This is a genomic window from Paraburkholderia sp. 22098 (genome assembly GCF_052045935.1).
Taxonomy (GTDB): Bacteria; Pseudomonadota; Gammaproteobacteria; order Burkholderiales; family Burkholderiaceae; genus Paraburkholderia; species Paraburkholderia caledonica.
Genome location: NZ_JBQEPV010000001.1, coordinates 440679 through 462977, shown reverse-complemented (window position 1 = coordinate 462977; position 22299 = coordinate 440679). Strand labels below are relative to the sequence as shown.

15 protein-coding genes and 1 pseudogene are annotated in these 22299 nt (G+C 59.6%); 11 read left to right on the top strand and 5 right to left on the bottom strand.

Annotation, left to right across the window (positions count from 1 at the left end; translation table 11 throughout):
- Nucleotides 1-236 precede the first annotated feature (236 nt).
- Complete coding sequence (locus ACTJLB_RS02105) at nt 237-2921, top strand: type VI secretion system Vgr family protein (protein WP_440782308.1); 2685 nt, start codon at nt 237-239, stop codon at nt 2919-2921.
- A 70-nt stretch (nt 2922-2991) separates the two neighbouring features.
- Complete coding sequence (locus tag ACTJLB_RS02100; protein WP_440782307.1) at nt 2992-5244, top strand: hypothetical protein; 2253 nt, start codon at nt 2992-2994, stop codon at nt 5242-5244.
- 16 nt (nt 5245-5260) lie between these two features.
- On the opposite strand, the gene ACTJLB_RS02095 is transcribed toward ACTJLB_RS02100, so the two are convergent.
- Nucleotides 5261-6247, bottom strand: coding sequence for a formylglycine-generating enzyme family protein (locus tag ACTJLB_RS02095; RefSeq protein WP_440782306.1), 987 nt, complete (start codon nt 6245-6247; stop codon nt 5261-5263).
- Between the two features lie 797 nt (nt 6248-7044).
- Here ACTJLB_RS02095 and eat point away from each other — a divergent pair.
- Genes eat through eutC form a run of 3 tightly spaced genes read left to right on the top strand, consistent with a single transcriptional unit; the run spans nt 7045 to nt 10704 of the window.
- Nucleotides 7045-8448, top strand: coding sequence for an ethanolamine permease (gene eat / locus ACTJLB_RS02090; RefSeq protein ID WP_440782305.1), 1404 nt, complete (start codon nt 7045-7047; stop codon nt 8446-8448).
- Between the two features lie 43 nt (nt 8449-8491).
- A complete protein-coding gene (locus tag ACTJLB_RS02085; protein WP_020067336.1) occupies nt 8492-9886 on the top strand; it encodes an ethanolamine ammonia-lyase subunit EutB in 1395 nt (464 codons plus the stop codon).
- The gene (eutC, locus tag ACTJLB_RS02080; protein WP_440782304.1) at nt 9883-10704 is read left to right on the top strand and encodes an ethanolamine ammonia-lyase subunit EutC; all 822 of its coding nucleotides are present in this window, start codon (nt 9883-9885) and stop codon (nt 10702-10704) included. The genes ACTJLB_RS02085 and eutC overlap by 4 nt, the downstream gene beginning before the upstream one ends.
- Before the next feature lies 1 nt (nt 10705).
- On the opposite strand, the gene ACTJLB_RS02075 is transcribed toward eutC, so the two are convergent.
- Entirely contained in the window at nt 10706-11101 is a 396-nt protein-coding gene (locus ACTJLB_RS02075) for a DUF779 domain-containing protein (RefSeq protein ID WP_440782303.1), read from the bottom strand.
- 71 nt (nt 11102-11172) lie between these two features.
- The gene (gene adh / locus ACTJLB_RS02070; protein WP_020067333.1) at nt 11173-12693 is read right to left on the bottom strand and encodes an aldehyde dehydrogenase; all 1521 of its coding nucleotides are present in this window, start codon (nt 12691-12693) and stop codon (nt 11173-11175) included.
- Nucleotides 12694-13037: 344 nt separating this feature from the next.
- Here adh and ACTJLB_RS02065 point away from each other — a divergent pair, with 344 nt between their 5' ends.
- On the top strand, nt 13038-14099 hold the full coding sequence (locus tag ACTJLB_RS02065; RefSeq protein ID WP_440782302.1) for a helix-turn-helix domain-containing protein: 1062 nt from the start codon (nt 13038-13040) through the stop codon (nt 14097-14099).
- A gap of 38 nt (nt 14100-14137) precedes the next feature.
- Here the strand turns inward: ACTJLB_RS02065 and ACTJLB_RS02060 are convergent, their stop codons facing one another.
- A complete protein-coding gene (locus tag ACTJLB_RS02060; protein ID WP_440782301.1) occupies nt 14138-16519 on the bottom strand; it encodes a heavy metal translocating P-type ATPase in 2382 nt (793 codons plus the stop codon).
- Here ACTJLB_RS02060 and cadR point away from each other — a divergent pair.
- From cadR to ACTJLB_RS02035, 5 genes and pseudogenes are all read left to right on the top strand, one after another.
- Nucleotides 16518-16949, top strand: coding sequence for a Cd(II)/Pb(II)-responsive transcriptional regulator (gene cadR / locus ACTJLB_RS02055; RefSeq protein WP_440782300.1), 432 nt, complete (start codon nt 16518-16520; stop codon nt 16947-16949). The genes ACTJLB_RS02060 and cadR overlap by 2 nt on opposite strands.
- 44 nt (nt 16950-16993) lie before the next feature.
- On the top strand, nt 16994-17194 hold the full coding sequence (locus tag ACTJLB_RS02050) for a hypothetical protein (protein WP_020067328.1): 201 nt from the start codon (nt 16994-16996) through the stop codon (nt 17192-17194).
- A 35-nt stretch (nt 17195-17229) separates the two neighbouring features.
- Entirely contained in the window at nt 17230-18633 is a 1404-nt protein-coding gene (dbpA, locus tag ACTJLB_RS02045) for an ATP-dependent RNA helicase DbpA (protein ID WP_440782299.1), read from the top strand.
- Nucleotides 18634-19034: 401 nt separating this feature from the next.
- Nucleotides 19035-20189, top strand: coding sequence for a pyridoxal phosphate-dependent aminotransferase (locus tag ACTJLB_RS02040; RefSeq protein ID WP_440782298.1), 1155 nt, complete (start codon nt 19035-19037; stop codon nt 20187-20189).
- 120 nt (nt 20190-20309) lie between these two features.
- A pseudogene (locus ACTJLB_RS02035) lies at nt 20310-21104 on the top strand (ABC transporter substrate-binding protein).
- Nucleotides 21105-21191: 87 nt separating this feature from the next.
- On the opposite strand, the gene ACTJLB_RS02030 reads toward ACTJLB_RS02035, so the two are convergent.
- Nucleotides 21192-22262, bottom strand: a complete 1071-nt coding sequence (locus ACTJLB_RS02030) for an MBL fold metallo-hydrolase (RefSeq protein ID WP_440782503.1) — start codon at nt 22260-22262, stop codon at nt 21192-21194.
- Nucleotides 22263-22299 lie beyond the last annotated feature (37 nt).

Here is a 22299-nt window from a genome sequence, read left to right as displayed (position 1 = left end):
TCTTTCGCCGTTGACTTAGTGCGCATCGGGCGAGTCATTCCGCAAAAGCCAAGAAGTATCTCTTCCGCCGCATTTACTGGTGTGCATGTTGTTTTTACCGGTTTCTTACGCACCTCAAATTGAGGAAAGAAGCTTCGATTTAACATTTGTCTTTGATTATTTATTGCGACCAGTGCGTAATCTTTGTACTATCGCGCGATAACGCGGGGCGCAAAATTGCATAGATAAGAGGCGGTATGGGCGCGCAGGACATTATCGCGGCAATCAAAGGCGGTTTGTTGCAAAACGACCGTCTGCTAAGACTGGACACGCCATTGGGCGCAAATGTCCTTTTGCCGCAACGGCTGGTGGGACAATCTCGGCTCGGCCGCGATTTTGAATTCACGCTGGACGCTGTTTGCACAAACGACAATATCGAACTCAAGACGCTGATCGCGCAGCCGGTCACGCTGTGGATCCAGCAAACCGATCAGTCGTATGCTCCGCACCACGGTTATGTCCATACTGCTCGCCGTCTAGGGTCCGATAGCGCGATTACCAGCTATCAAATCGGTTTTGTCTCCTGGATGCATTTTTTGCGCTTCAGAAAAGATGCGCGTATCTGGCAGGGCAAACCGGCCGATGAAATCCTTACCGACGTATTCAATATGCATCCTCAGGCGCAGGGCGCATTCCGTTTCTCATTGCGCAATGCCTTGCCGCAGCGCTCGTTTTGCGTCCAATACGAGGACGACTGGAATTTCTGTCATCGACTGATGGAAACGGAAGGGCTCTTCGGCTATTTCGATCAGGCCGCCGACGGCAAATCACATACGCTCGTCATTACCGACGATATCGGCAGTCTGCAACCGCTGTCGCCACAAACCGTCGACTTCTACCGTTCGGGCACAAACAGCGAAACCGATGCCTTCGTTCAATGGAGCGGCACGCGCACGCTGCAAAGCACGACTCTGACGACCCGCACGTTCGACTATAAGGCGCCGTCATCGTCTGCTAATCCGAAGGGTACGACGATCCCGACGCTGACCACGCAGGGGAATCTGCCGCAGCAGGCCGAGGTGTATGAATACACCGGCGCCTACACGTACGGACAACAGGACCGCGGCGATCAACTGTCGAAGATTCGTATGGAAGAGTGGGAGTCGCGCGCGAAGCGTTTCCACGGCGTAGGCGCGGTGCGTCGCATCGGCACCGGCCGCTGGTTCGAACTGCAAAACCATCCGGAGCATGACAGCGGCACTCAGCAGGACCGGCAGTTCGCGGTGGTCGCGGTGGACTGGATCGTCGAGAACAACCTGCCGGTCTCGAGCAGCGCGACGGATTTCCCGCATAGCCTGAAACAGACAATCGCCGCAGCGCGGGCACAGCACGCAAGCGACTCGTCGCTGCTCATCAAGGCGGCAGACGGCAGCGAAGGCTTCTTCATCGCGACCGTCGAAGCACAGCGCAAGGCCATCCCGTTCCGCAGTCCGTTCGAGCATTTCAAGCCCGAAATGAACATGCAGACTGCGACCGTGGTTGGGCCGCAGAATGAAGAGGTCTTCACGGATTCATTGAACCGGGTCAAAGTTCAGATGCACTGGGACCGTCTGAATCCAGGTGACGAGAACGCGTCGTGCTGGATGCGTGTATCGCAATCGAATGCAGGTAGTGGATACGGCGGCGTGCATGTGCCTCGTATCGGTGAAGAGGTGATCGTTTCTTTCCTCGATGGCGACTGCGACAAACCGATCATCACCGGGCGCGTCTACAACGGTGCGAAGACACCAGACTGGCATTCCAACGGCATCCTGTCGGGCTACAAATCGAAGGAGTACCAGGGCAGCGGCTACAACCAGATGGTGATGGACGACGCCACCGGCCAGAACCGTGTCCAGATGTATAGCAGCAGTGCGAACTCGCAGCTCCACCTGGGCTATCTGATCGCGCAGACCGGCAACTCGCGAGGTGCGTACCTTGGCAGCGGCTTCGATCTGAAATCCGATGCATACGGCGCGATCCGGGCGGCGCAAGGCATGTACGTGTCGACGCATCCGTCCACGGGCGCGTCGAGTCAACCTCTGGACGTGCGCGAAGCAAGCAGTCAGTTGGTCAATTCCGAAAGCGTGATCGAGGCGCTCTCGCAGGCAAGCGAAACCCATCAGGCAGAAAGCCTGAAAGACGGTCACGACTCGCTTAAGTCCTTCACGGACGCAACGCAGAACCGCACCATGGGGACCGCCGGCGATGGCGGCAACACAGCCGGGGGCGGCACTGGCAGCGCAAACGCGTTTAAAGAACCGATCATGCTGTTCGCGGCACCGGCTGGCATTGCAATGTCCACGCAGAAGTCGGTGCAGACCGCAGTGAGCCAGCATGTCAACCTCGTGAGCGGCCAGAGCACGCACATTGCAACCGGCAAATCACTCCTGGCAAGCGTCAGCGAGAAAATCAGTCTGTTCGTTCAGAACGCTGGCATGAAACTGTTTGCCGCGAAGGGCAAAGTAGAAATCCAGGCGCAGTCCGACAACATCGAAGTCACCGCCCAAAAAAGCCTAAAGCTGATATCGGCGACGGAGAGGGTCGAGGTAGTCGCCAAACAGGACATTCTCTTGACGAGCGGCGGCGCCTACATTCGGATCAGAGACGGAAACATTGAAATCCACGCGCCGGGGAAGATCGATATCAAGGGCAGCAGCCACGCTTTCGCCGGCCCTACCAGCCTTTCGAGCAAACCGCCGGCACTTCCATCCGGCGAAGGCCCTTACAACGAGCAGTTCAAGATTCACGACAAACACACTGGCGACCCCGCTCCTTATGTGCGCTACCGCGTCGAGACTGCGGAAGGCAAAGTGTTCGAGGGCATGACTGATGAACAAGGCCTGACCTCCCGCATCATGACAAGCGCGCCAAGCGCGCTGAAAGTTTTCCTCGACAGCTGACTCTGGCCGAAGAGCGCGCGCATTCCGTGAACGCGCTCACTCATTTGCCCATTCAAGCAGACCGACATTCATGAACGCTCCGAGCACAAGCCACACACCCGATGGCAACGGCACCACTAACACGACACCCAACAGTCTCGTGCACGTGCCGCACGATCCGGCGCCCATGCTTTACTTCCGGCCCGAGACCGGCGAATTCATTCTCGTGCCGGCGGAGGATGTCAGCGGTCTGCAAAGCGAATGTAATCTGCTGCACGATCGCGTCGACAAATTCCACAAGGCCAATCAAAAGCTCGATGTGGCACTGAAGGCATACGCCACGGATGTGCAGAACCACATGTCCGATCCACGTGCCGGTGAAGCGTATAAGGCCGCCGTCGACGACGCGCTCAAAGAGCGCGAGGCTGCACACAAGGCGCTCAAAAAGGAGCTGGAACCGCTCAGCAAGCTGGATAGCAAAGACCTTACCATGGTCGAGTTGATCCCGATTCATATCGATGGCGATGGAAAGAAATCCGTCAAATTCGCCAAGTACAAGCTTCACTACGTCCGCTCGAATAAGATTAAGCCGGGCTGGCATAAATTCGGTCCGACCGCCTTCGAAGACATGAAGGGGCGCAAGGAAGAAAAAGAAACCGGTGCGAAAAGCTTCATCAAAAAGAATGCGAATGGCAAGTACAAGATCGATGTCGACAAGCTGCAGGAAGGGGTGTTGATCAGCCGCGAGAGCAGCATCAAGTCGCAGTTGTACGAAAAGACCAAGGTGTCCTCCGAGATCGTCGAGAAGCACGTGACCGGGACGCTGTTCGCGTGGGCGGAAGAGTGGAACAAAGATCTCACCTATAGCGCCGGTGCGGAAGAACCGGCTGAACGTGGCGAAGGCGAGAGGAAAGAAGCTGAGAAACCGAAGCAGACCGCCTTCGGCAACAACGTTAGCATCGAGGCCAAAGCGCAATTGATGCGATATCTGGCGGGCGCGGGATTGGACACCGAGTGGCAACCGCAAAAGGGCCGCGTAGCGATCAAGGCGTCGGCGCAAGCCGAATTCGCCATTGCCGAGGGCAAGGTCTCCGGCGCCTTCTATTACCCGGACATCGCCGGCTGGATGTGGAGCCTGGACGGCGATGACGGTAAGCCCTATCCGCTCGGCGCAGTCCGATTCAAGTGCGAATTGGGTTTGTCAGGGATGGTGGGTGCGAGCATGGTCGCGCAGTTAGGTGTGGTCGTTGACTATCGCGATGAAAAGCGTAGGGACTTAGGCCTGTACGGCGCCGCAGTCGATAACCCCACCACCAGGCAACGCGAGATCAAGGTAGGCGGCAAGCCAGTCGATCCAAGCGCAAATGTCGATCTCGACGTGTTTGCCGGTGCACGTGCGGACTTGTCGCTGGAAGGAGCCCTCGAGTGGATGGAGCCCGCAAAGCAAGGCCCCAGTGGCAAATACAAGCCGTTTGCCAAGGTGGGCGATACGGTCACCGCAATGGCGGGCGCCGGACTCACCTGCATGCTTGACGTCAGCTACGCGGCAGGCCGTTTCAGAATTAAAGCGAAAGCAGGACTGTGCCTCGGCGTGGGAGCGAAAGGCGATATCGAGGTTTCGGTCGACGCGCTGCGTATCGCCGAGTTCTTCAAGTGGTTCTTTTATCAGCTATATCACGCGAATTTCAAGCGGTTGAAGTTTGTCGAAACGACCGCCTTTAACGCCTTCTCGCATATTCAGGTGATGGTCATTCAAGGCATTCAGGATCTGTCCTCGACCGTCGGGCAGGAAGTCGATGAGATAAACAGGCTCTTCACCGATCTCATCGAAGAATACGAGAAAGAGGCAGCACGCGTGGAATTGATGAACCGTGTACTCGCCAATCCTTGGATGTTGCAGTACGCGACGCCTGAAGCGAAAGGCATCATGATCTATCAGTTGACTCGCCATTGGTACGCGACTGATGGCATCGATATGTCCAACCACAAATACGGTCGCTGGTATGGGAATCGAAAGGACGCCGTCAAGCAGGTCCTCAGATGGTCACATACCAAACACGATCTGGACAATGTGGTGCAGCACATCCATCCGCAGGGACGCACCGGCGACATTACAGTGCGGCGGCGACAGCTAAAGGAATTCCTCGAGATGTCGCTGACGAGTGCTCCAGCGGGAGACGCAAAAGAAATTGACGACTACTACGACAGCCTGCAGGCGATGCTGAAAGTCGATCCTACACCGGGCTATGCCGTCGCGCAGGTAGACTCGAGCGATTATCGGTTTCAGACCGCCGTGGGCAGACACCCTTTCTATGACAACATGCCCGAAATGCGGGTGGTGTGACCACGTGGCGCGAAACTCATAAAGGGTTTGTCTTTTGCACCGCGCAACGGAACGTCAAAGTGACAGCCGTGGGTCCTAACGTGCGCCCGTCCTTCGTTTTGACCACGTAACCCGCCGGCGGCGCCTTGTAGCGGTAAACCGTCATGGCGGTTTCCGCGTTGTCGCCTTCCGCGCCGCGAATCACTTTCATGGTCCCGCTCGCAGGTCCTGTGGGATTCCTGGCAGGCGAGTGTTCATAGTAGTCGGGCGCAAACCAGTCGTTGACCCAGTCACGACCGTCGACACCGATATCGTAAAGACCCAAGGCGTTGGGCGGATATTTGCCGATCGGGTAAATATATTGCGAGACGGCCGAGTCAGGCGTGTATTTTTGTTCAACCGTATCGGCGGATGGCACGTTGTGATCCGGTTCATACTTGCCGTTGTTCGTTCCGAAAATCACCGGCTTGCCACCTGAACGGGCGGAGTATTCCCATTGCGCTTCCGTGGGCAGGTCGATAGGTACGCCGCTTTGCTTGCCAAGCCACTCGCAGTAGTCCTTTGCCATTTGCCAAGGTACGCCCGCAGGGTTGCCGGCAACCTTATAGGGTTGGTCGGCTTTGTCTTGCGGCCACGATGGTTTGCCGGTCGCTGTGATATAGACATCAAGATCTGCGTACGTGACTTTGTACTTGCTGATCGAAAAACTATCTAGCGTTACGGGGTGAGCTGGTTTGTTTTCCTGCTGCGACGTATAAGGGAGTTTTTCCGCCGTCACTTGTGGGCCGAAGTCTCCCATCGTGAATGTTCCGCCTTTCACGAAAATCATATCGGCAAGCGATTTTTTGACGAGTGCGCTGACTTGGGGAGATTGGCCTGTCTGGCTGCATGCGGGAAAAGAAAATGCAAATACCGTCAGCGGGAGAGCTGTAAGCTTAAAGAACTTTGGCAATGGCAAATGCATGCGGTCAAACTCCGGGCGAATAGTGAATGGATTATAAGTTCGATCTGGGTCCTTCGACATTTTCAATTGCAACAAGTCGGCAAAAGGGGGCCCCCGGTGTCGAAACAGAGCACTGAAAGACTGGCATCCACGGAGCGCTAATGTTTGATGAGGAGTGTTGGTGTTCAGGAGGCTTACTATCGCAGTAGAAGTGAACGTTATTTGCCTGGCTGACGTTGCTCCGCGCCACTACGACACAGCTAAGCCACCGCCACAGCGTCTTTGTACTCTGCTTGAACGTCGTGCCGATCGTCGTAGAAGGCTCAAGCATTTCAGCGGACTCGACTAGAGCGTACGGACACGAGATCGGCCGCCCGGTAGAAGCACACGCATCTGATCGCGTCCGCCTTGAAATTCCTCGCAGTCTCACGAACTGATGCAATGCGCATCAAAGAAGTTATCCCCACCGCCCTCTGCACAACCTATGTAAAAGCCCGTTCACACGTTGTGGGGCGAACTTTGATAAATAGTCCTCGCGGGGAGCCGCACCAAAACTTATCCCCGACTCGAACCCGCGGCCCACGGTTACCGCCCAAGGTTATCGCCCCTGTAACGTCGTGATTCCCAACGCAGTTTCACACTTATCCACAACCATCAACGCGCCTTGTTAACTATTACTACATATACACATACAAAGATTATAAAAACCAGAGACGGCGCGCACTCATCTCCAGCAACCCCCTCCAACCCACCCCCCAACTTTGCCGAATTTCGATACCACCTCGAATAATGGCTCACTACCATCGGCGAAAGCCTGCCTGCCCACACACCGCAAAGCCTTGCGGCGTCGAGCAGGAGGCAAACTCACGGAGCGCCCGATGAAATCAGAGTCCAGCGGTCAGCACGTCGGTAAAGTCACGCATCACGAGTTGAAGCAGACGCTCGGCACCTGGCAGCTATGGGGCATCGCAGTTGGCCTCGTGATCTCCGGCGAATATTTTGGCTGGAGCTATGGATGGGCGAGCGCGGGTACGCTCGGCTTCGTCGTCACGGCGATCTTTATTGCCGCGATGTACACGACCTTCATTTTCAGTTTCACCGAACTCACTACGTCGATTCCACACGCGGGCGGACCGTTCGCATACGCGCGTCACGCGTTCGGTCCGACCGGCGGTTATCTGGCCGGCGCGGCGACGCTCGTCGAATTTGTGTTCGCCCCGCCGGCCATTGCGCTCGCAATCGGCGCCTATCTGCACGTGCAGTTTCCTGGCCTCGAGCCGAAACACGCGGCAATGGGCGCGTATCTCGTCTTCATGGCGCTGAATATCGTTGGCGTGCAGATCGCGGCGGCTTTCGAGTTGTGCGTGACGTTGCTCGCGATTTTCGAACTGCTCGTCTTCATGGGCGTCGTATCGCCGGGCTTCCAGTGGTCTAACTTCACGAAAGGCGGATGGGCCGGCGCGGATACATTCAGCATGGGCTCGTTCAACGGCATGTTCGCGGCCATCCCGTTCGCGATCTGGTTCTTCCTCGCGATCGAAGGCGTTGCAATGGCCGCGGAAGAAGCGAAAAACCCCAAGCGCTCGATCCCCATTGCCTACGTCGCCGGCATCCTGACGCTCGTCGTGCTGGCCATCGGTGTAATGGTGTTCGCAGGCGCGGCCGGCGACTGGACCAAGCTGTCGAATATCAACGATCCGTTGCCTCAAGCGATGAAGTTCATCGTCGGCGAACACAGCGGCTGGATGCACATGCTCGTGTGGCTCGGCCTGTTCGGTCTGGTCGCGTCGTTTCACGGGATCATCCTCGGCTATTCGCGGCAGATCTTCGCGCTGGCGCGCGCGGGCTATCTGCCTGAGTGGCTCTCCAAGGTACATCCGCGTTTCAAGACGCCGCATCGCGCGATTCTGGCCGGCGGCGTGATCGGCATCGCAGCGATCTACAGTGACGAACTGATCCAGTTCGGCGGCCAGACGCTCACGGCGAACATCGTGACGATGTCCGTGTTTGGCGCTATCGTGATGTATATCATCAGTATGTTGTCGCTTTTCAAGCTGCGTCGCACAGAGCCGAACATGGAGCGTCCGTTCCGCGCGCCACTGTTTCCGCTGTTCCCGGCATTCGCGCTGGTCGCCGCGGTGATCTGTCTGGCGACCATGGTGTACTTCAACTTTCTGGTGGCAGTCGTGTTCGCAATCTTCCTGGCGCTAGGCTACGTCTATTTTCTGTTGACGCGCCATCAACGCGAGGCCGCCCCGGCGGACGCATGGCTCGAAGAATGACGGATGAAGCCGCTGCGCGCGCAGCGGCGCTGGAGTCGTAAAAATGAGCTACACGGAGACAATCGGCAGCCGTACCTATCGCTTCGCCGATCTGAAAACACTCATGGCGAAGGCGAGCCCACAACGCTCCGGCGATCAACTCGCAGGCGTCGCGGCGGCGAGCGAAGAGGAGCGCGTGGCCGCGAAGATGGCACTCGCGGAAGTGCCGCTACGCACGTTCCTCAACGAAGCGCTGATTCCGTATGAAAGCGACGAAGTCACGCGTCTCGTCATCGACGATCATTCGCCGCAGGCGTTCGCCGAGATTTCGCATCTGACGGTAGGCGACTTTCGCAACTGGCTCCTGAGCACAACGACGAATGCCGACGCGCTTACGCGCATCGCCGCCGGCCTCACGCCTGAAATGGTCGCGGCCGTGTCAAAGCTAATGCGCAATCAGGACCTGATCGCAGCGGCGCGCAAGCGTCCGGTGATCACGCGCTTTCGCAACACGGTAGGCTTGCCGGGGCACATGTCGGTGCGTTTGCAACCGAATCATCCGACGGATGACGTGAAGGGCATCGCAGCCTCGATGCTCGACGGCCTCATGTACGGCTGTGGCGACGCGATGATCGGCATCAACCCGGCCAGCGACAATCTTGCGGCGATCACCAGACTGCTGGTGATGGTCGATGAATTCCGGCAGCGCTACCAGGTGCCGACACAATCGTGCGTGCTGACGCACGTCACCAATACGATCGCCGCCATCGAAAAAGGCGCGCCCGTCGACCTCGTGTTTCAATCGATTGCAGGCACCGAAAAAGCGAACGCCGGTTTCGGAATTTCGCTCTCGCTGCTTCAGGAAGCGTATGAAGCGGGGCTGTCGCTCAAGCGCGGTACTGTAGGCAACAACCTGATGTACTTCGAAACAGGGCAGGGCAGTGCATTGTCGGCGGACGCGCATTTCGGCGTCGATCAACAGACTTGTGAAGTGCGCGCCTATGCGGTTGCGCGTAAGTTCAATCCGTTTCTCGTGAATACCGTAGTCGGATTTATCGGCCCGGAATATCTGTACGACGGCAAGCAAATCACGCGCGCGGGTCTCGAAGATCACTTCTGCGGCAAGCTGCTGGGCGTGCCGATGGGTTGCGACATCTGCTACACGAATCATGCGGAAGCCGACCAGGACGACATGGACAATTTGCTCACGTTGCTCGGCGTGGCAGGCATCAACTTCATCATGGGCATTCCGGGCGCAGACGACGTGATGCTCAATTATCAGAGCACCTCTTTCCACGATGCACTCTATGTGCGCGATGTTCTCGGCTTGCGCCGCGCACCGGAGTTTGAAGAATGGCTTGAGTCGATGCAGATCGCCGACGCGCGCGGCGCATTGCTGAGCGCGTCGACACAGCAACCGTTGCTGGAAGGCGTGCGCGACTGGATGGGTATCGAATGAGCGACTCTGTCGACAAGAACCCTTGGAATGCGCTGCGCCAGTTCACCAACGCGCGCATTGCATTGGGTCGAGCAGGCAACAGCCTGCCGACCGCGCCTCTACTCGCGTTCAATCTTTCGCATGCGCAAGCGCGCGACGCCGTGCATCATCCGCTCGATACAGACGCATTGCACGCGCAACTGCGTGCGCAGAACTTCAGAACGCTGGATGTGCACAGCGCTGCGCCCGACCGCGAGCACTACTTGCGGCGTCCCGATCTTGGCCGGCGCTTATCCGAAGAGAGTCGCGCAGCGCTCGCGCAATTACCCGACGAGTCGCCCGATGTAGTGTTCGTGATTGGCGATGGTTTGTCGGCGTTTGCCGCGTCGAAACAAGCCGTTCCGTTGCTGCAAGCCGTCACTCCGCAACTCGTGGATTGGACGATCGGTCCAGTCGTCGTCGCGCGGCAGGCACGCGTTGCACTCGGCGACGAGATCGGCCAGTTGCTGAATGCAAAGATCGTCGTAATGCTGATCGGGGAGCGGCCGGGTCTCAGCTCGCCGGATAGTCTCGGCATCTACATTACACACGCGCCGAAAGTGGGCTGCAGCGACGCACAACGCAATTGCATTTCAAACGTGCGTCCCGAAGGACTCGACTATCCGCTTGCCGCCCACAAACTACATTATCTGCTGACACATGCACGGCGGCTGGGTGTCACCGGCGTGGGCCTGAAAGACGATAGCGACGCATCGCTGCCGGGCGCGGCTGCAGCAACCGCAATCAGCGCTGAGGCCACACCAGGCGCAAACCCGAACCCAAATTCAACTGCGAGCTGACTCACGCATCGACGCGCTGTACAGGATGCGCTTCGAGCCACGCATTCTCGTCGTCGTCGAACAAGCGCGAACGCGTCAGAAATCGCAGACCGCTTGGCCGCTCCAGAGAGAACATGCCACCGTTGCCCGGTACCACGTCGATAATCAACTGCGTATGCTGCCAGTACTCGAACTGTGAATCGCTCATGTAAAACGGCACGCCTGCCAGGGTGCCGAGTTTCACGTCGGACGAACCGACCATGAATTCGCTCTGCGGAAACAGCATAGGTGCGCTGCCGTCGCAGCATCCGCCGGATTGATGAAACAGCACCTCGCCATGTTCCGCGCGCAACGAGTCGATCAACTGGATAGCGGCAGGAGTTGCAATCACGCGCGCTGCTTCTTTTCCGTCGGTCATCGTACCCTCGCTTAAACACAGCGAGCCGCACAATGCGGCCCGCTCTGCAATTGACACTTCACCGCGAACGTCTAAAAGAAACCGAGCGGCTTCTCGCTATAGCTGACGAGGAGGTTCTTGGTTTGCTGGTAGTGGTCGAGCATCATCTTGTGATTTTCCCGGCCGATGCCCGATTGCTTGTAGCCACCAAACGCCGCGTGCGCCGGATACGCGTGATAGCAATTGGTCCACACCCGGCCCGCCTGGATCTGCCGGCCAAAACGATAAGCACGCGTGCCGTCGCGAGTCCAAACGCCGGCGCCCAAACCGTAGAGCGTATCGTTGGCGATCTCGAGTGCTTCCTCTTCGGTCTTGAACGTGGTCACTGAAACAACCGGCCCAAAGATCTCTTCCTGGAAGATGCGCATTTTGTTGTGACCGCGAAACACGGTCGGCTTGACGTAATAGCCTTTGCTCAACTCACCGCTCAACGTGTTGCGCTCGCCGCCAATCAGACACTCGGCGCCTTCCTGCTTGCCGAGATCGACATACGACAGAATCTTCTCCAACTGTTCCTGCGAAGCCTGCGCACCAATCATTGTCCGCGTGTCGAGCGGGTGGCCTTGCGTGATGGCCGCGACGCGCTTCAATGCTCGCTCCATGAAACTGTCGTAGATCTTTTCGTCGATCAGCACACGCGACGGACACGTACATACTTCGCCCTGATTGAGCGCAAACATCGCGAAGCCTTCGAGTGCCTTGTCGAAGTAGCTGTCGTCCTGATTCATCACGTCGGCGAAGAAAATATTGGGGCTCTTGCCGCCGAGTTCGAGCGTGACAGGAATGATGTTCTGACTCGCGTATTGCATGATGAGGCGGCCGGTCGTGGTTTCACCGGTGAAGGCGATCTTCGCGATGCGCTTGCTCGATGCCAGCGGCTTGCCCGCTTCCAGACCAAAGCCGTTCACCACATTCAGCACGCCCGCGGGCAGCAGGTCCTGAATCAGCTCCACCAGTACGAGAATCGAGGCGGGCGTTTGCTCTGCCGGCTTGAGCACGACACAGTTGCCCGCCGCGAGCGCAGGCGCGAGTTTCCACACGGCCATGAGGATCGGGAAATTCCACGGGATGATCTGGCCTACCACGCCGAGCGGTTCGTGAAAATGATATGCAACGGTGTCGTCGTCGATCTCGGAGATCGAGCCTTCCTGAGCACGCACCGCGCCGGCGAAATAGCGGAAATGGTCGATGGCAAGCGGAATATCGGCGGCCATCGTTTCGCGCAGTGGCTTGCCGTTGTCGATCGTTTCAGCAACGGCGAGACGCTGCAAGTTCGCTTCCATTCGGTCTGCAATGCGGTTCAGAATGTTCGCGCGATCGGTTGTCGAGGTTTTGCCCCAGGCCGCTTTAGCGCGGTGCGCTGCGTCGAGCGCAAGTTCGACGTCGGCCTCGCGCGAACGTGGGATCGAGGTGAACGGCTCGCCTGTTATCGGCGATACGTTGTCGAAGTACTCGCCCCCTGCGGGCTTCACCCATTCGCCGCCGATAAAGTTCGCATATTGCTTCTTGAAGGGGAATTCGGTCGTCAGAAACTGCATCTCCGCGTGATTCATCTGTGTGCTCCTCACATGTCTGAATGGGCAATAGCCGGCGCGACGTTGCGCTCGGTTGCAATCCGTTGAAATCGGCCGCGTCACCGTAGAGCCAGATCTATGCCAATGCACCTGGCTGGTGAGCCGTGCACGCGCAGCAGGCGCCGGCGCACCGGGGCGCGTGTTTTGGCCTCTAGTCAACGGAGGGTGGCGCGTCGTTTCTGATCAACGCGGTTGTTGCTGTTCACGAATTGAACAGCGGCGCGGTGCATGCCGAGCCAGTTACTGCAGTAAGCGGGCGTGTGCGATCGGCATGGGACTTGCCTTGTTTTTCACTCTTCGATACTCCATTGCGCGGATTCGCCATGACGATCGGAACCCTCAGCAGCAACCCGGCGAGCGCCGTGTGCGCAAGCGCCACGCTCGTGGCGCAGCCAAGCTTTTGCGTGCAGACCCGTGTCGCCCACGACGCAGACGAACAGGCCCGCAATCTCCACGGCTGGCACCAGACGTACGATCAGTTGACGGCGGGAAGCTTTGTCGGCGGTTTGACGGAGTTGTGCCTCGATCATATGCAGGTGTTTGTTGAAACAACGAGTCACACCTTGAGGCAAACGTGCGAAGTGCAGAAAGACGCGTACTGGTTCGGTATTCCGACGTGCCGCGTGGGCTCCGGTCGCATCGACGCGCAAATCATCGGCGGCGACGCGCTCGCCTTTCGTCCTGGTGGAATCGAGTTCGAACTGCTGACGTCGGCAGGCTACGAGATTTTCGGTGTGGTCGTGAAGGGAGAGATGTTGCGTCGCTACGCGGCGGACGTGGAACGCGTGAGTCTTGTCGAGCCAATGCCGGGTACCGAGGTCGTGACGGTCGGCATGGCCCGCAAGGAGCGTATGTGCGCTTTGCTGCGCGAGCTTCTCGCACCTGGTGCGGCGAGCGCTGCGCCGTTGTCGTCGGCGGCGCGGGAGAACCTGCAGGCGTCGGTGCTGGCGGAACTGTTCGACGCTGGCGCGTTGCCGGCTTCTTGTGAACCGACGGCAATGCCGGCACGTGCGCGCCGTCAGTCGATTGTCTCTGACGCGCGCGACTATGTGCTCGCCAATCGCGATCGCGCGGTCGGCGTGCCGGAGCTTTGCGAACGTCTGCATGTGAGCCGGCGTACGCTGCAATACTGCTTTCAGGATGTGCTCGGTATGGCGCCGGCAACCTATGTACGAGCGATCCGCCTGAACGGCGCGCGCCGCGATCTGTGCAATGCGTCGCGGGACTGCCGCTCGGTGCAGGACGTGGCGGCGGCCTGGGGCTTCTGGCATATGAGCCAGTTTGCAACCGATTACCGCAAGCTCTTCGGCATGCGGCCCTCGGATACGTTGAAGGCTGCGATTGGCACTCAATCCGTCGCGAGCAGCCGTTCGTCTGCGCACTAGTTGCGTCACGGCGTCACGGCGTGACGCGTTGCGCGTTGCTATTTGCGCAGCAAGCGCAACCCGTTGGCCACTACAAGCAGACTCGCGCCAACATCGGCGAAAACAGCCATCCACATGGTGCCGAGACCCATCACGGTCAACACCAGGAATACGCTCTTGATGCCGAGCGCGAGCGCGATGTTCTGCACCAGCACGCCATGCGTCGCTTTGGAGAGGCGGATGAAGAGCGGGATCTTGCGCAGGTCGTCGTCCAGCAACGCGACATCGGCGGTTTCAATGGCCGTACCGGTTCCCATCGCGCCCATCGCAAAGCCAATGTCGGCGCGTGCAAGCGCGGGTGCGTCGTTGATGCCGTCGCCCACCATGCCAATCTTCGCGCCCTCGGCCGACCACTGCGCGATGGCGTCGAGTTTGTCTTGCGGCAACTGATTGCCGCGGGCTTCGTCGATACCGACTTGCTTTGCGATTGCAGCAGCGGTATGCGGATTGTCGCCGGTGAGCATGGCCGTGGCGACGCCAGCGCGGTGCAACTCGGCAATGGCGGCGGAGCTTGTCTCCTTTACCGTATCCGCCACTGCGAACAGCCCGAGGACGCGCCCGGCGTCGCTCAACAACACCACCGTCTTGCCTTGACGTTCGAGCGCGCCGAGCCGCGCTTCAAGTGAAGGCGAGCACTGCCCGAGTTCTTCAGCAAGCCGATGATTGCCCAGCCAGTACGTCACGCCGTTTATCTCGCCGCGCACGCCGCGTCCCGGGAGCGCTTCGAACGAATCGACAGTGAGGTTGCCCACGCCGTCGTTCTTTGCCGCCGCCGCGATTGTCATCGACACAGGATGATCCGAGCGCGCCGCAAGACTCGCGGCAACCGTGCGGCAACGTGCGGCATCGGCGTCGGCATCGCCGAGCATCGCGAAATCGGTTTGCACCGGTTTGCCGTGCGTGATCGTGCCGGTTTTGTCGAACGCCACGCGGGTCAGCTTGCGCCCTTGTTCCAGGAAAGTGCCGCCCTTGACGAGAATGCCCTTGCGCGCGGCGGCGGCAAGACCGCTGACGATCGTTACCGGCGTGGAAATCACGAGCGCGCACGGACACGCGATCACCACCATCACCAGCGCCTTGTAGATCCACGCTTGCCACAATCCGCCGAAAAAAAGCGGCGGCACGAGCGCCACCAATAGAGCAACGGCGAGCACACATGGCGTGTAGACGCGCGCGAACTGATCGACGAAACGTTGTGTGGGCGCTTTGGTGCCTTGCGCCGCTTCAACCGCGTGAATGATGCGCGCAAGCGTCGTGTTGCTGGCCGCCGCGGTCACCCGATAGTCGAACGAGCCGGTCTGGTTGACGGTGCCTGCGAATACGGCATCTCCAATGGTCTTGTCCACCGGCAGACTTTCTCCCGTGATGGGCGCCTGATCCACGCTAGAACGCCCTGCAACGATTTCTCCGTCGAGCGCAATCCGTTCGCCCGGCTTCACGCGAACCAGCGCGTCCGTCGCGATCGCGTTGAGATCGGTGAGGCGCCACGTGCCGTCGGGTTGCAGAACGCTCGCCTTTTCGGGCGTGAGCTGCATCAGCCCCTGGATTGCATTGCGGGCGCGGTCGAGCGACTTTGCTTCGATCAGTTCGGCGACGGTGAAGAGCACCATCACCATCGCCGCTTCAGGCCATTGGCGCAGGATCAATGCGCCGGTCACGGCAATGCTCATCAGCGCGTTGATGTTCAGGTTTCCGTGGCGAATGGCGAGCCAGCCCTTGCGGTACGTTGTCAGGCCGCAGGAAGCGATCGCGATGATCGCAAGACTTGCTGCCATCCAGGCGGGCGCGCCGAGCCAGCCTGCGGCCTCTGAAGCTGCCGCGGCGACGCCCGCGAAAGCAAGCGGCCACCAAGGCTTCGGCTGTCGAGGCGCGACCGGTTGAGTGCGCTGTTCAGCGCCTTGCTGCGAAGACCGTGAATCGGGACCCGCGATCTCCGGCGTGAAGTCGAGCGAACGAAGCGCGGTGAGAATCGAGTCGAGCGCGCCGTGCGCGTGCACGACGGTCAATACGCGCTGCATCAGATTGAACTCCATGCTGCGAACGTCCGGCATGCGACTGAATTTCTTGCGGATCAGCGCTTCTTCGGTCGGGCAATCCATTTGCATGATGCGGATCGCGGTGCGCACGTCGTCGCCGATCGCTTCGGACGGCCGCAACTGTGCCTCCAACTGCGCGGGGGCATGGGCCGAGGCGCCGCAACAGCCTCCATCCGCATGGTCATGTCGATGCTTTTCGTGGTTATGGGCGCAAGCGTCGCGCTGTGTGGCGGTTGCGGCATTTGCCTCGTGAGCGTGCGGCATGGTGGCTTCCTCGTTCGATTTGTGGTCTAGTAAACACCTTGAAGCCACTACAAGGTCAAGGCCGGTCTCGGGAGGGTCCATGAAAATCGGCGAATTGGCGAAAATCGCCCATTGCACGACCGAAACGATCCGTTTCTACGAGAAGGAAGGGCTATTGCCCGAAGCGGAGCGCACGGAGGCCAATTACCGCAGCTATACGGCGAAGCATGTCGAGCGGCTGCGCTTCATTCGCAACTGCCGCGCGCTCGACATGACTCACGACGAAATCCGCGCGCTGCTGCGTCTCACCGACGCGCCGGGTCACGGCTGCCGCGGCATCAATGATCTGATCGACGAGCATATTGCCCACGTCGATACTCGCATCGACGAACTGCATCAACTCAAGGCGCAACTGCGCACGCTGCGTGAGCAATGCCACGGCGAACAGGCCGTCGAAGACTGCGGCATCGTTCAAGGTCTCAGCGACATGGACGTGAGCGCGCCGCGTGCGCGGCACACCCATCTCGGTTGATGCGTCCAGTCGAATCAATAATCGAATCCAGTTGGAGAAGCAACGTGTTCACATGTAGAAATCAGTCCTGCGGCGCACAGTGGGATCAGTCGGACGTCGTCATCAAGAACGAGGGACAGGGTCTGCTATTCCGCTGCCCGATGTGCGGCGCGCGCAATTATGTCGAGCGCTTCGAAGGGGACGACGGCTCGGTGCTGTACGAGCAGATGGAAGGCCGCCCCTTTCCCGGCCCCGTCGCCGAATAGTTCCCAGGCCCCAAGCCGATAACGAGTCACCATCTATGAATAGTCCCACCACCGCCGGCGCTCCGTTTAGTGAGTTACCACTGCCGCCCGCCGCGCTCGCGAATCTCACGCAACTCGGCTACGTCGAGATGACGCCGATCCAGGCCGCGAGCTTGCCGATCGCGCTCGCCGGCCACGATCTGATCGCGCAGGCGAAAACCGGCAGCGGCAAGACCGCGGCGTTTTCACTGGCACTGCTCGCGCGTCTGGACGCACGCAACTTCGCCGTGCAGGCCATGGTGCTATGTCCGACGCGCGAACTCGCCGATCAGGTCACGCAGGAGATTCGCCGTCTCGCGCGCGCGGAAGAAAACATCAAGGTGCTGACCTTGTGCGGCGGCACGCCAATGCGTCCGCAAACCGCAAGCCTCGAACACGGCGCGCATATCGTCGTCGGCACGCCGGGCCGCATCATGGATCACCTTGAGCGCGGCAGTCTGCCTTTGCAGTCGCTGAACACACTCGTGCTGGACGAAGCGGACCGCATGCTCGACATGGGTTTCTTCGACGACATCGCAACAGTCGTCAAACAATGCCCTAAAGAGCGGCAGACGCTGCTGTTCTCGGCGACCTACCCTGAGGGCATCGTCAAGCTCAGTCAGCAATTCCTGCGAAATCCGAAGGAAGTGAAGCTCGCCGAGCGGCACGACAATACGAAGATCCGTCAACGCTTCTATGAAGTGACCGAAGACGAACGTTTGCATGCCGTCGGCCTGCTGCTGAACCACTATCGTCCGGTGAGCACGCTGGCGTTCTGCAACACCAAGCAGCAATGCCGCGATCTTCTGGACGTTTTGCGCGCCCAGGGTTTTCATGCGCTCGCGCTGCATGGCGAACTCGATCAGCGCGAACGCAATCAGGTGCTGATCCAGTTCGCGAACCGCAGCTGCTCGGTGCTGGTCGCGACCGACGTCGCCGCGCGCGGCCTCGACATCGCGCAACTGGAGGCGGTAATCAACGTAGACGTCACGCCCGATCCGGAAGTGCATGTGCATCGGATTGGCCGCACGGGGCGCGCCGATCAGGAGGGCTGGGCATTGAGCCTCGCGAGCATGAACGAGATGGGGCGTGTCGGCAGTCTCGAGCAGGCGCAAAAGCGCGAAGTCGAATGGCATAAGCTGTCTGAACTGACCGCGGCCAGCAACGAGCCGCTATTGCCGCCGATGGAAACGCTGCAGATTCTCGGCGGCCGCAAGGAAAAAATCCGCCCCGGCGACGTTCTCGGCGCGCTGACCGGCGAGGCGGGTTTCGCCGGCTCCCAGATCGGCAAGATCAATGTGACCGAGATGTCGACGTATGTAGCGGTCGAACGCAGCGTTGCGCGAGACGCCGTGCGCAAGCTGAGCGCGGGCAAGGTGAAGGGCAAGAAGGTCAAGGTCCGCTTGATGGACGACGCCTGATCCGGCGGCGAGGTGGCGAGGGCGGCGCGTCGGCATAGCGATGCTGACCGCTCCCGCCGTGACCATTGCTGCGGCGCATTCGCTCGAACCAGTTGTCGCGCTGGCCGCTTTCTACGCTGCGCCCGCGACTGCTAGTGCATCACCTCCGGTCATACCTACAGGACGTTCGTCTTCGGCCGCAGGTGGGTCCTTCTCCCGTCGAACATCCTGTGCGGCCGTTTCCGAGGGCTCGCGCGCCTTCGGGCATGCCATGACATAAACGCATGCCGCGCATGACAAAGTTTCGATTGTGACGGTTCTTTGGCTGATGCCTAATCACTCAACCGGCACTCGACTGGATTGTTCGGCCGCGCGATCCGCGCCCGCCAGTCCGCCGCCGGATGGAGACAGGGAGAAGCCTTATGCAGAGCGCTACGCAAGCCCGCTCGAAATTGCCTGACGTTGGCACGACAATCTTCACAGTAATCGGTCAACTGGCCGCACAACACGATGCGCTGAACCTGTCGCAGGGCGCGCCGAACTTCGCGCCGGACGCGAAGCTGGTAGACGGCGTCGCGCAGGCGATGCGCGACGGCCATAACCAATACGCGCCGATGGCCGGCATCGCGGCGTTACGCGAAGCGCTCGCCGACAAAGTGCAAACGCTCTACGGCGTGCGCTACGACCCAGCGAGCGAGGTCACGGTGATCGCGAGCGCGAGCGAAGGCCTTTATTCGACAATCAGTGCGCTGGTGCACCCAGGCGACGAGGTGATTTACTTCGAGCCTTCGTTCGACAGCTATGGGCCGATCGTCCGGTTGCAAGGCGCGACGCCCGTGCCGATCAAACTGTCGCTGAGCGATTTTCGTGTGAACTGGGACGAGGTCGCCGCCGCGATCACGCCGAAGACTCGCATGATCATCATCAACACGCCGCACAATCCAACCGCGACCGTGTTCAGCGAAGCCGACGTCGCGCGATTGAAGGCGATCACGCGCAACACGGACATTGTGATTCTCGCCGACGAGGTCTACGAACACGTAGTGTTCGACGGCGCTAAACATCAGAGCATGGCGTGCCATAGTGAATTGGCGGAACGTAGCGTCATCGTGTCGTCGTTTGGCAAGTCGTATCACGTCACCGGCTGGCGCGTAGGCTATTGCCTCGCCCCCGCCGAACTGATGAACGAGATTCGCAAAGTGCATCAGTTCATGGTGTTTTCCGCCGATACACCAATGCAGTACGCTTTCGTCGACGCCCTGTCCAATCGCGAGAGTTACCTCGGCTTGTCCGCGTTCTATCAGCAAAAGCGCGATCTACTCGCGCACGCGCTTTCCGGATCGCGCTTCGAGTTGTTGCCGAGCGAAGGCAGCTTCTTTATGCTCGCGCGCTTTCGCGGATTCTCCGATGAGAGCGACAGCGATTTCGTGTTGCGCCTGATTCGCGATGCGCGCGTCGCGACGATTCCGCTGTCCGCGTTTTACAGCGACGGCACTGATTCGGGCCTGATTCGCCTGAGCTTTTCGAAAGACGACGCTACGCTGATCGAAGGCGCGCGCCGTTTGTGCGAGATCTGAAACTGCCTGCACATCGGCCGCGCTGGCGGTGTATTTTGAACGCAGTATGATCGTCGCGCCGTATTACATCCACACGAAGCGTGCTTGCACTACAACGAAACTAAAGAGAAGGGACCTGCTATGAAACTGCTCAAGCCTCTTTTGGCGCTGGCCTGCGCATTCGCATCGGTGGCGGCCTCGTCTGCTGCCGTTGCCGCCGATACATCGACGCTGCGTTTCGGGCTCGAAGCGCAGTATCCGCCGTTCGAATCCAAAGGTCCTAACGGCGAATTGCAAGGTCTCGATATCGACGTCGGCAATGCTGTGTGCGTCGCTGCGCATATGACGTGCAAGTGGGTCGAGACGTCGTTCGACGGTTTGATTCCGGCGCTGCAAGGCCGCAAATTCGACGCGATCAATTCGGCGATGAACGCAACGGACCAGCGCCGTCAGACGATCGATTTCACCACGGTTGTCTATCGCGTGCCGACGCAACTGATCGCAAAGCGCGACAGCGGTTTGCTGCCCACGCCCGAAGCGTTGAAAGGCAAACGCGTGGGCGTGTTGCAGGCGTCGATTCAGGAGACGTTCGCGAAGGCGCATTGGGAACCGGCTGGCGTCACCGTCGTCCCGTATCAGGATCAGAACCAGGTGTACACGGACCTCGTCGCGTGACGTCTCGACGCAACGCTCGTGCTGGCGCCCGCGGGCCAAACCGGTTTTCTGTCGAAGCCCAACGGCAAGGACTACGCGTTCGTCGGTCAGCCGGTGCGTGACGACAAGATTCTGGGCAGCGGTATCGCATACGGCATCCGAAAAGGCGATACGGCGCTGCGCGAGCGGCTGAACGCGGCGATTGCAAAGGTGCAGGCCGACGGCACCGTCAAAACACTCGCGGCGAAATACCTGGGCGATATCGACATTTCGGCGAAGTAACCGCTGCGGGTCTTGGCTCGCGTACTGCGACGTAGCGCGTGCGCGAGTCGCAACGCCGGAACGTATAGAAGAAAATTGCTGCGCGAGCTACATCCCGGCGTTTTCAACGACGCGGCCTTCCGCGCGCCAACGCAGCATGCCGCCCGCGAGATTCGCGACGTCGTTGAATCCTGCTTGCCGCAGTATTACCGTGGCTTGCGCAGAACGGCCGCCCGCACGGCACACCGCAACGATCGGACGCTCTTGCTTAAGCTCACTCGCACGCGCGGCGAGATCGCCAAGGGAAATGAGCTGGGCCGCGGGAATGCGGCCGAGTGGTCCGTTGAATTCATCGGGCTCGCGAACGTCGACGATCTGCACAGAGCGGAGATTGTCCTCGAGCCATTGCGGACTGATTTCCCAGATGCCCGCAAAGGTGTAGGCGAGCGGCGCCCACTCCGGTTCGGCGGTCTGTGTCGGGTCGCTCGTGGCGACGCCGCACTTGAGGTTCGCCGGCACCGCAATGTCGATCTGCTTCGGATGCGGCAGACGCAGGTTCGTTACGTACCCCACAAAATCGTCTTCGCATAGCTCACCGCCGAGGCGCGGATTGAAACGCCGCTCTTCGCCGACACTCGTGACCGTTAGGCCGCGATAGTCGTGGGCAGGGTAAAGCAGGCACGTGTCCGGCTGAATGAATATCTGGTTCTGGACGGAGCGGAACATCGCGTGCGCGTCGCCGTGCTGAAAATCGGTGCGGCCCGTGCCTCTTATCAACAGGCAATCGCCGGTGAACATCATGCTGCCGTCGTCGAGCGCGAGGCTGATGCAGCCATTTGTGTGACCAGGCGTCGCGCGAACTTCCAGATGGCGCGAGCCGAACACGCATTGCTCGCCATGGTTCAGATACCGGTCGGCGCCTTGCGCGCCGCTCGCAGCCGATATCGCAATCTGGCTACCTGTGCGCCGTTTGAGTAGCCACGCGCCCGTCACGTGATCGGCGTGCACGTGCGTGTCGATCGTGTACAGCAGATGCAGCCCGAGTTCCTCGATAAGCGCGGTATCGCGGCGCACCTGCTCGAAAACCGGATCGATAAGGATGGCCTCGCGCGTAGCGCCGTCGGCAAGAAGATAGGTGTATGTCGACGATTGCTGGTCGAATAGCTGCCGGAAGATCAACACGATTTTGCTCCGTGGCCCGCGTCGTCGAAAAAGA

Excerpts from the sequence above, each read along its gene's own strand:
- ACTJLB_RS02105 (WP_440782308.1), top strand. The coding sequence starts at position 237 with ATGGGCGCGCAGGACATTATCGCGGCAATCAAAGGCGGTTTGTTGCAA.
- ACTJLB_RS02100 (WP_440782307.1), top strand. The coding sequence starts at position 2,992 with ATGAACGCTCCGAGCACAAGCCACACACCCGATGGCAACGGCACCACT.
- ACTJLB_RS02095 (WP_440782306.1), bottom strand. The coding sequence starts at position 6,247 with ATGTCGAAGGACCCAGATCGAACTTATAATCCATTCACTATTCGCCCG.
- eat (WP_440782305.1), top strand. The coding sequence starts at position 7,045 with ATGAAATCAGAGTCCAGCGGTCAGCACGTCGGTAAAGTCACGCATCAC.
- ACTJLB_RS02085 (WP_020067336.1), top strand. The coding sequence starts at position 8,492 with ATGAGCTACACGGAGACAATCGGCAGCCGTACCTATCGCTTCGCCGAT.
- eutC (WP_440782304.1), top strand. The coding sequence starts at position 9,883 with ATGAGCGACTCTGTCGACAAGAACCCTTGGAATGCGCTGCGCCAGTTC.
- ACTJLB_RS02075 (WP_440782303.1), bottom strand. The coding sequence starts at position 11,101 with ATGACCGACGGAAAAGAAGCAGCGCGCGTGATTGCAACTCCTGCCGCT.
- adh (WP_020067333.1), bottom strand. The coding sequence starts at position 12,693 with ATGAATCACGCGGAGATGCAGTTTCTGACGACCGAATTCCCCTTCAAG.
- ACTJLB_RS02065 (WP_440782302.1), top strand. The coding sequence starts at position 13,038 with ATGACGATCGGAACCCTCAGCAGCAACCCGGCGAGCGCCGTGTGCGCA.
- cadR (WP_440782300.1), top strand. The coding sequence starts at position 16,518 with ATGAAAATCGGCGAATTGGCGAAAATCGCCCATTGCACGACCGAAACG.
- ACTJLB_RS02060 (WP_440782301.1), bottom strand. The coding sequence starts at position 16,519 with ATGGACCCTCCCGAGACCGGCCTTGACCTTGTAGTGGCTTCAAGGTGT.
- dbpA (WP_440782299.1), top strand. The coding sequence starts at position 17,230 with ATGAATAGTCCCACCACCGCCGGCGCTCCGTTTAGTGAGTTACCACTG.
- ACTJLB_RS02040 (WP_440782298.1), top strand. The coding sequence starts at position 19,035 with ATGCAGAGCGCTACGCAAGCCCGCTCGAAATTGCCTGACGTTGGCACG.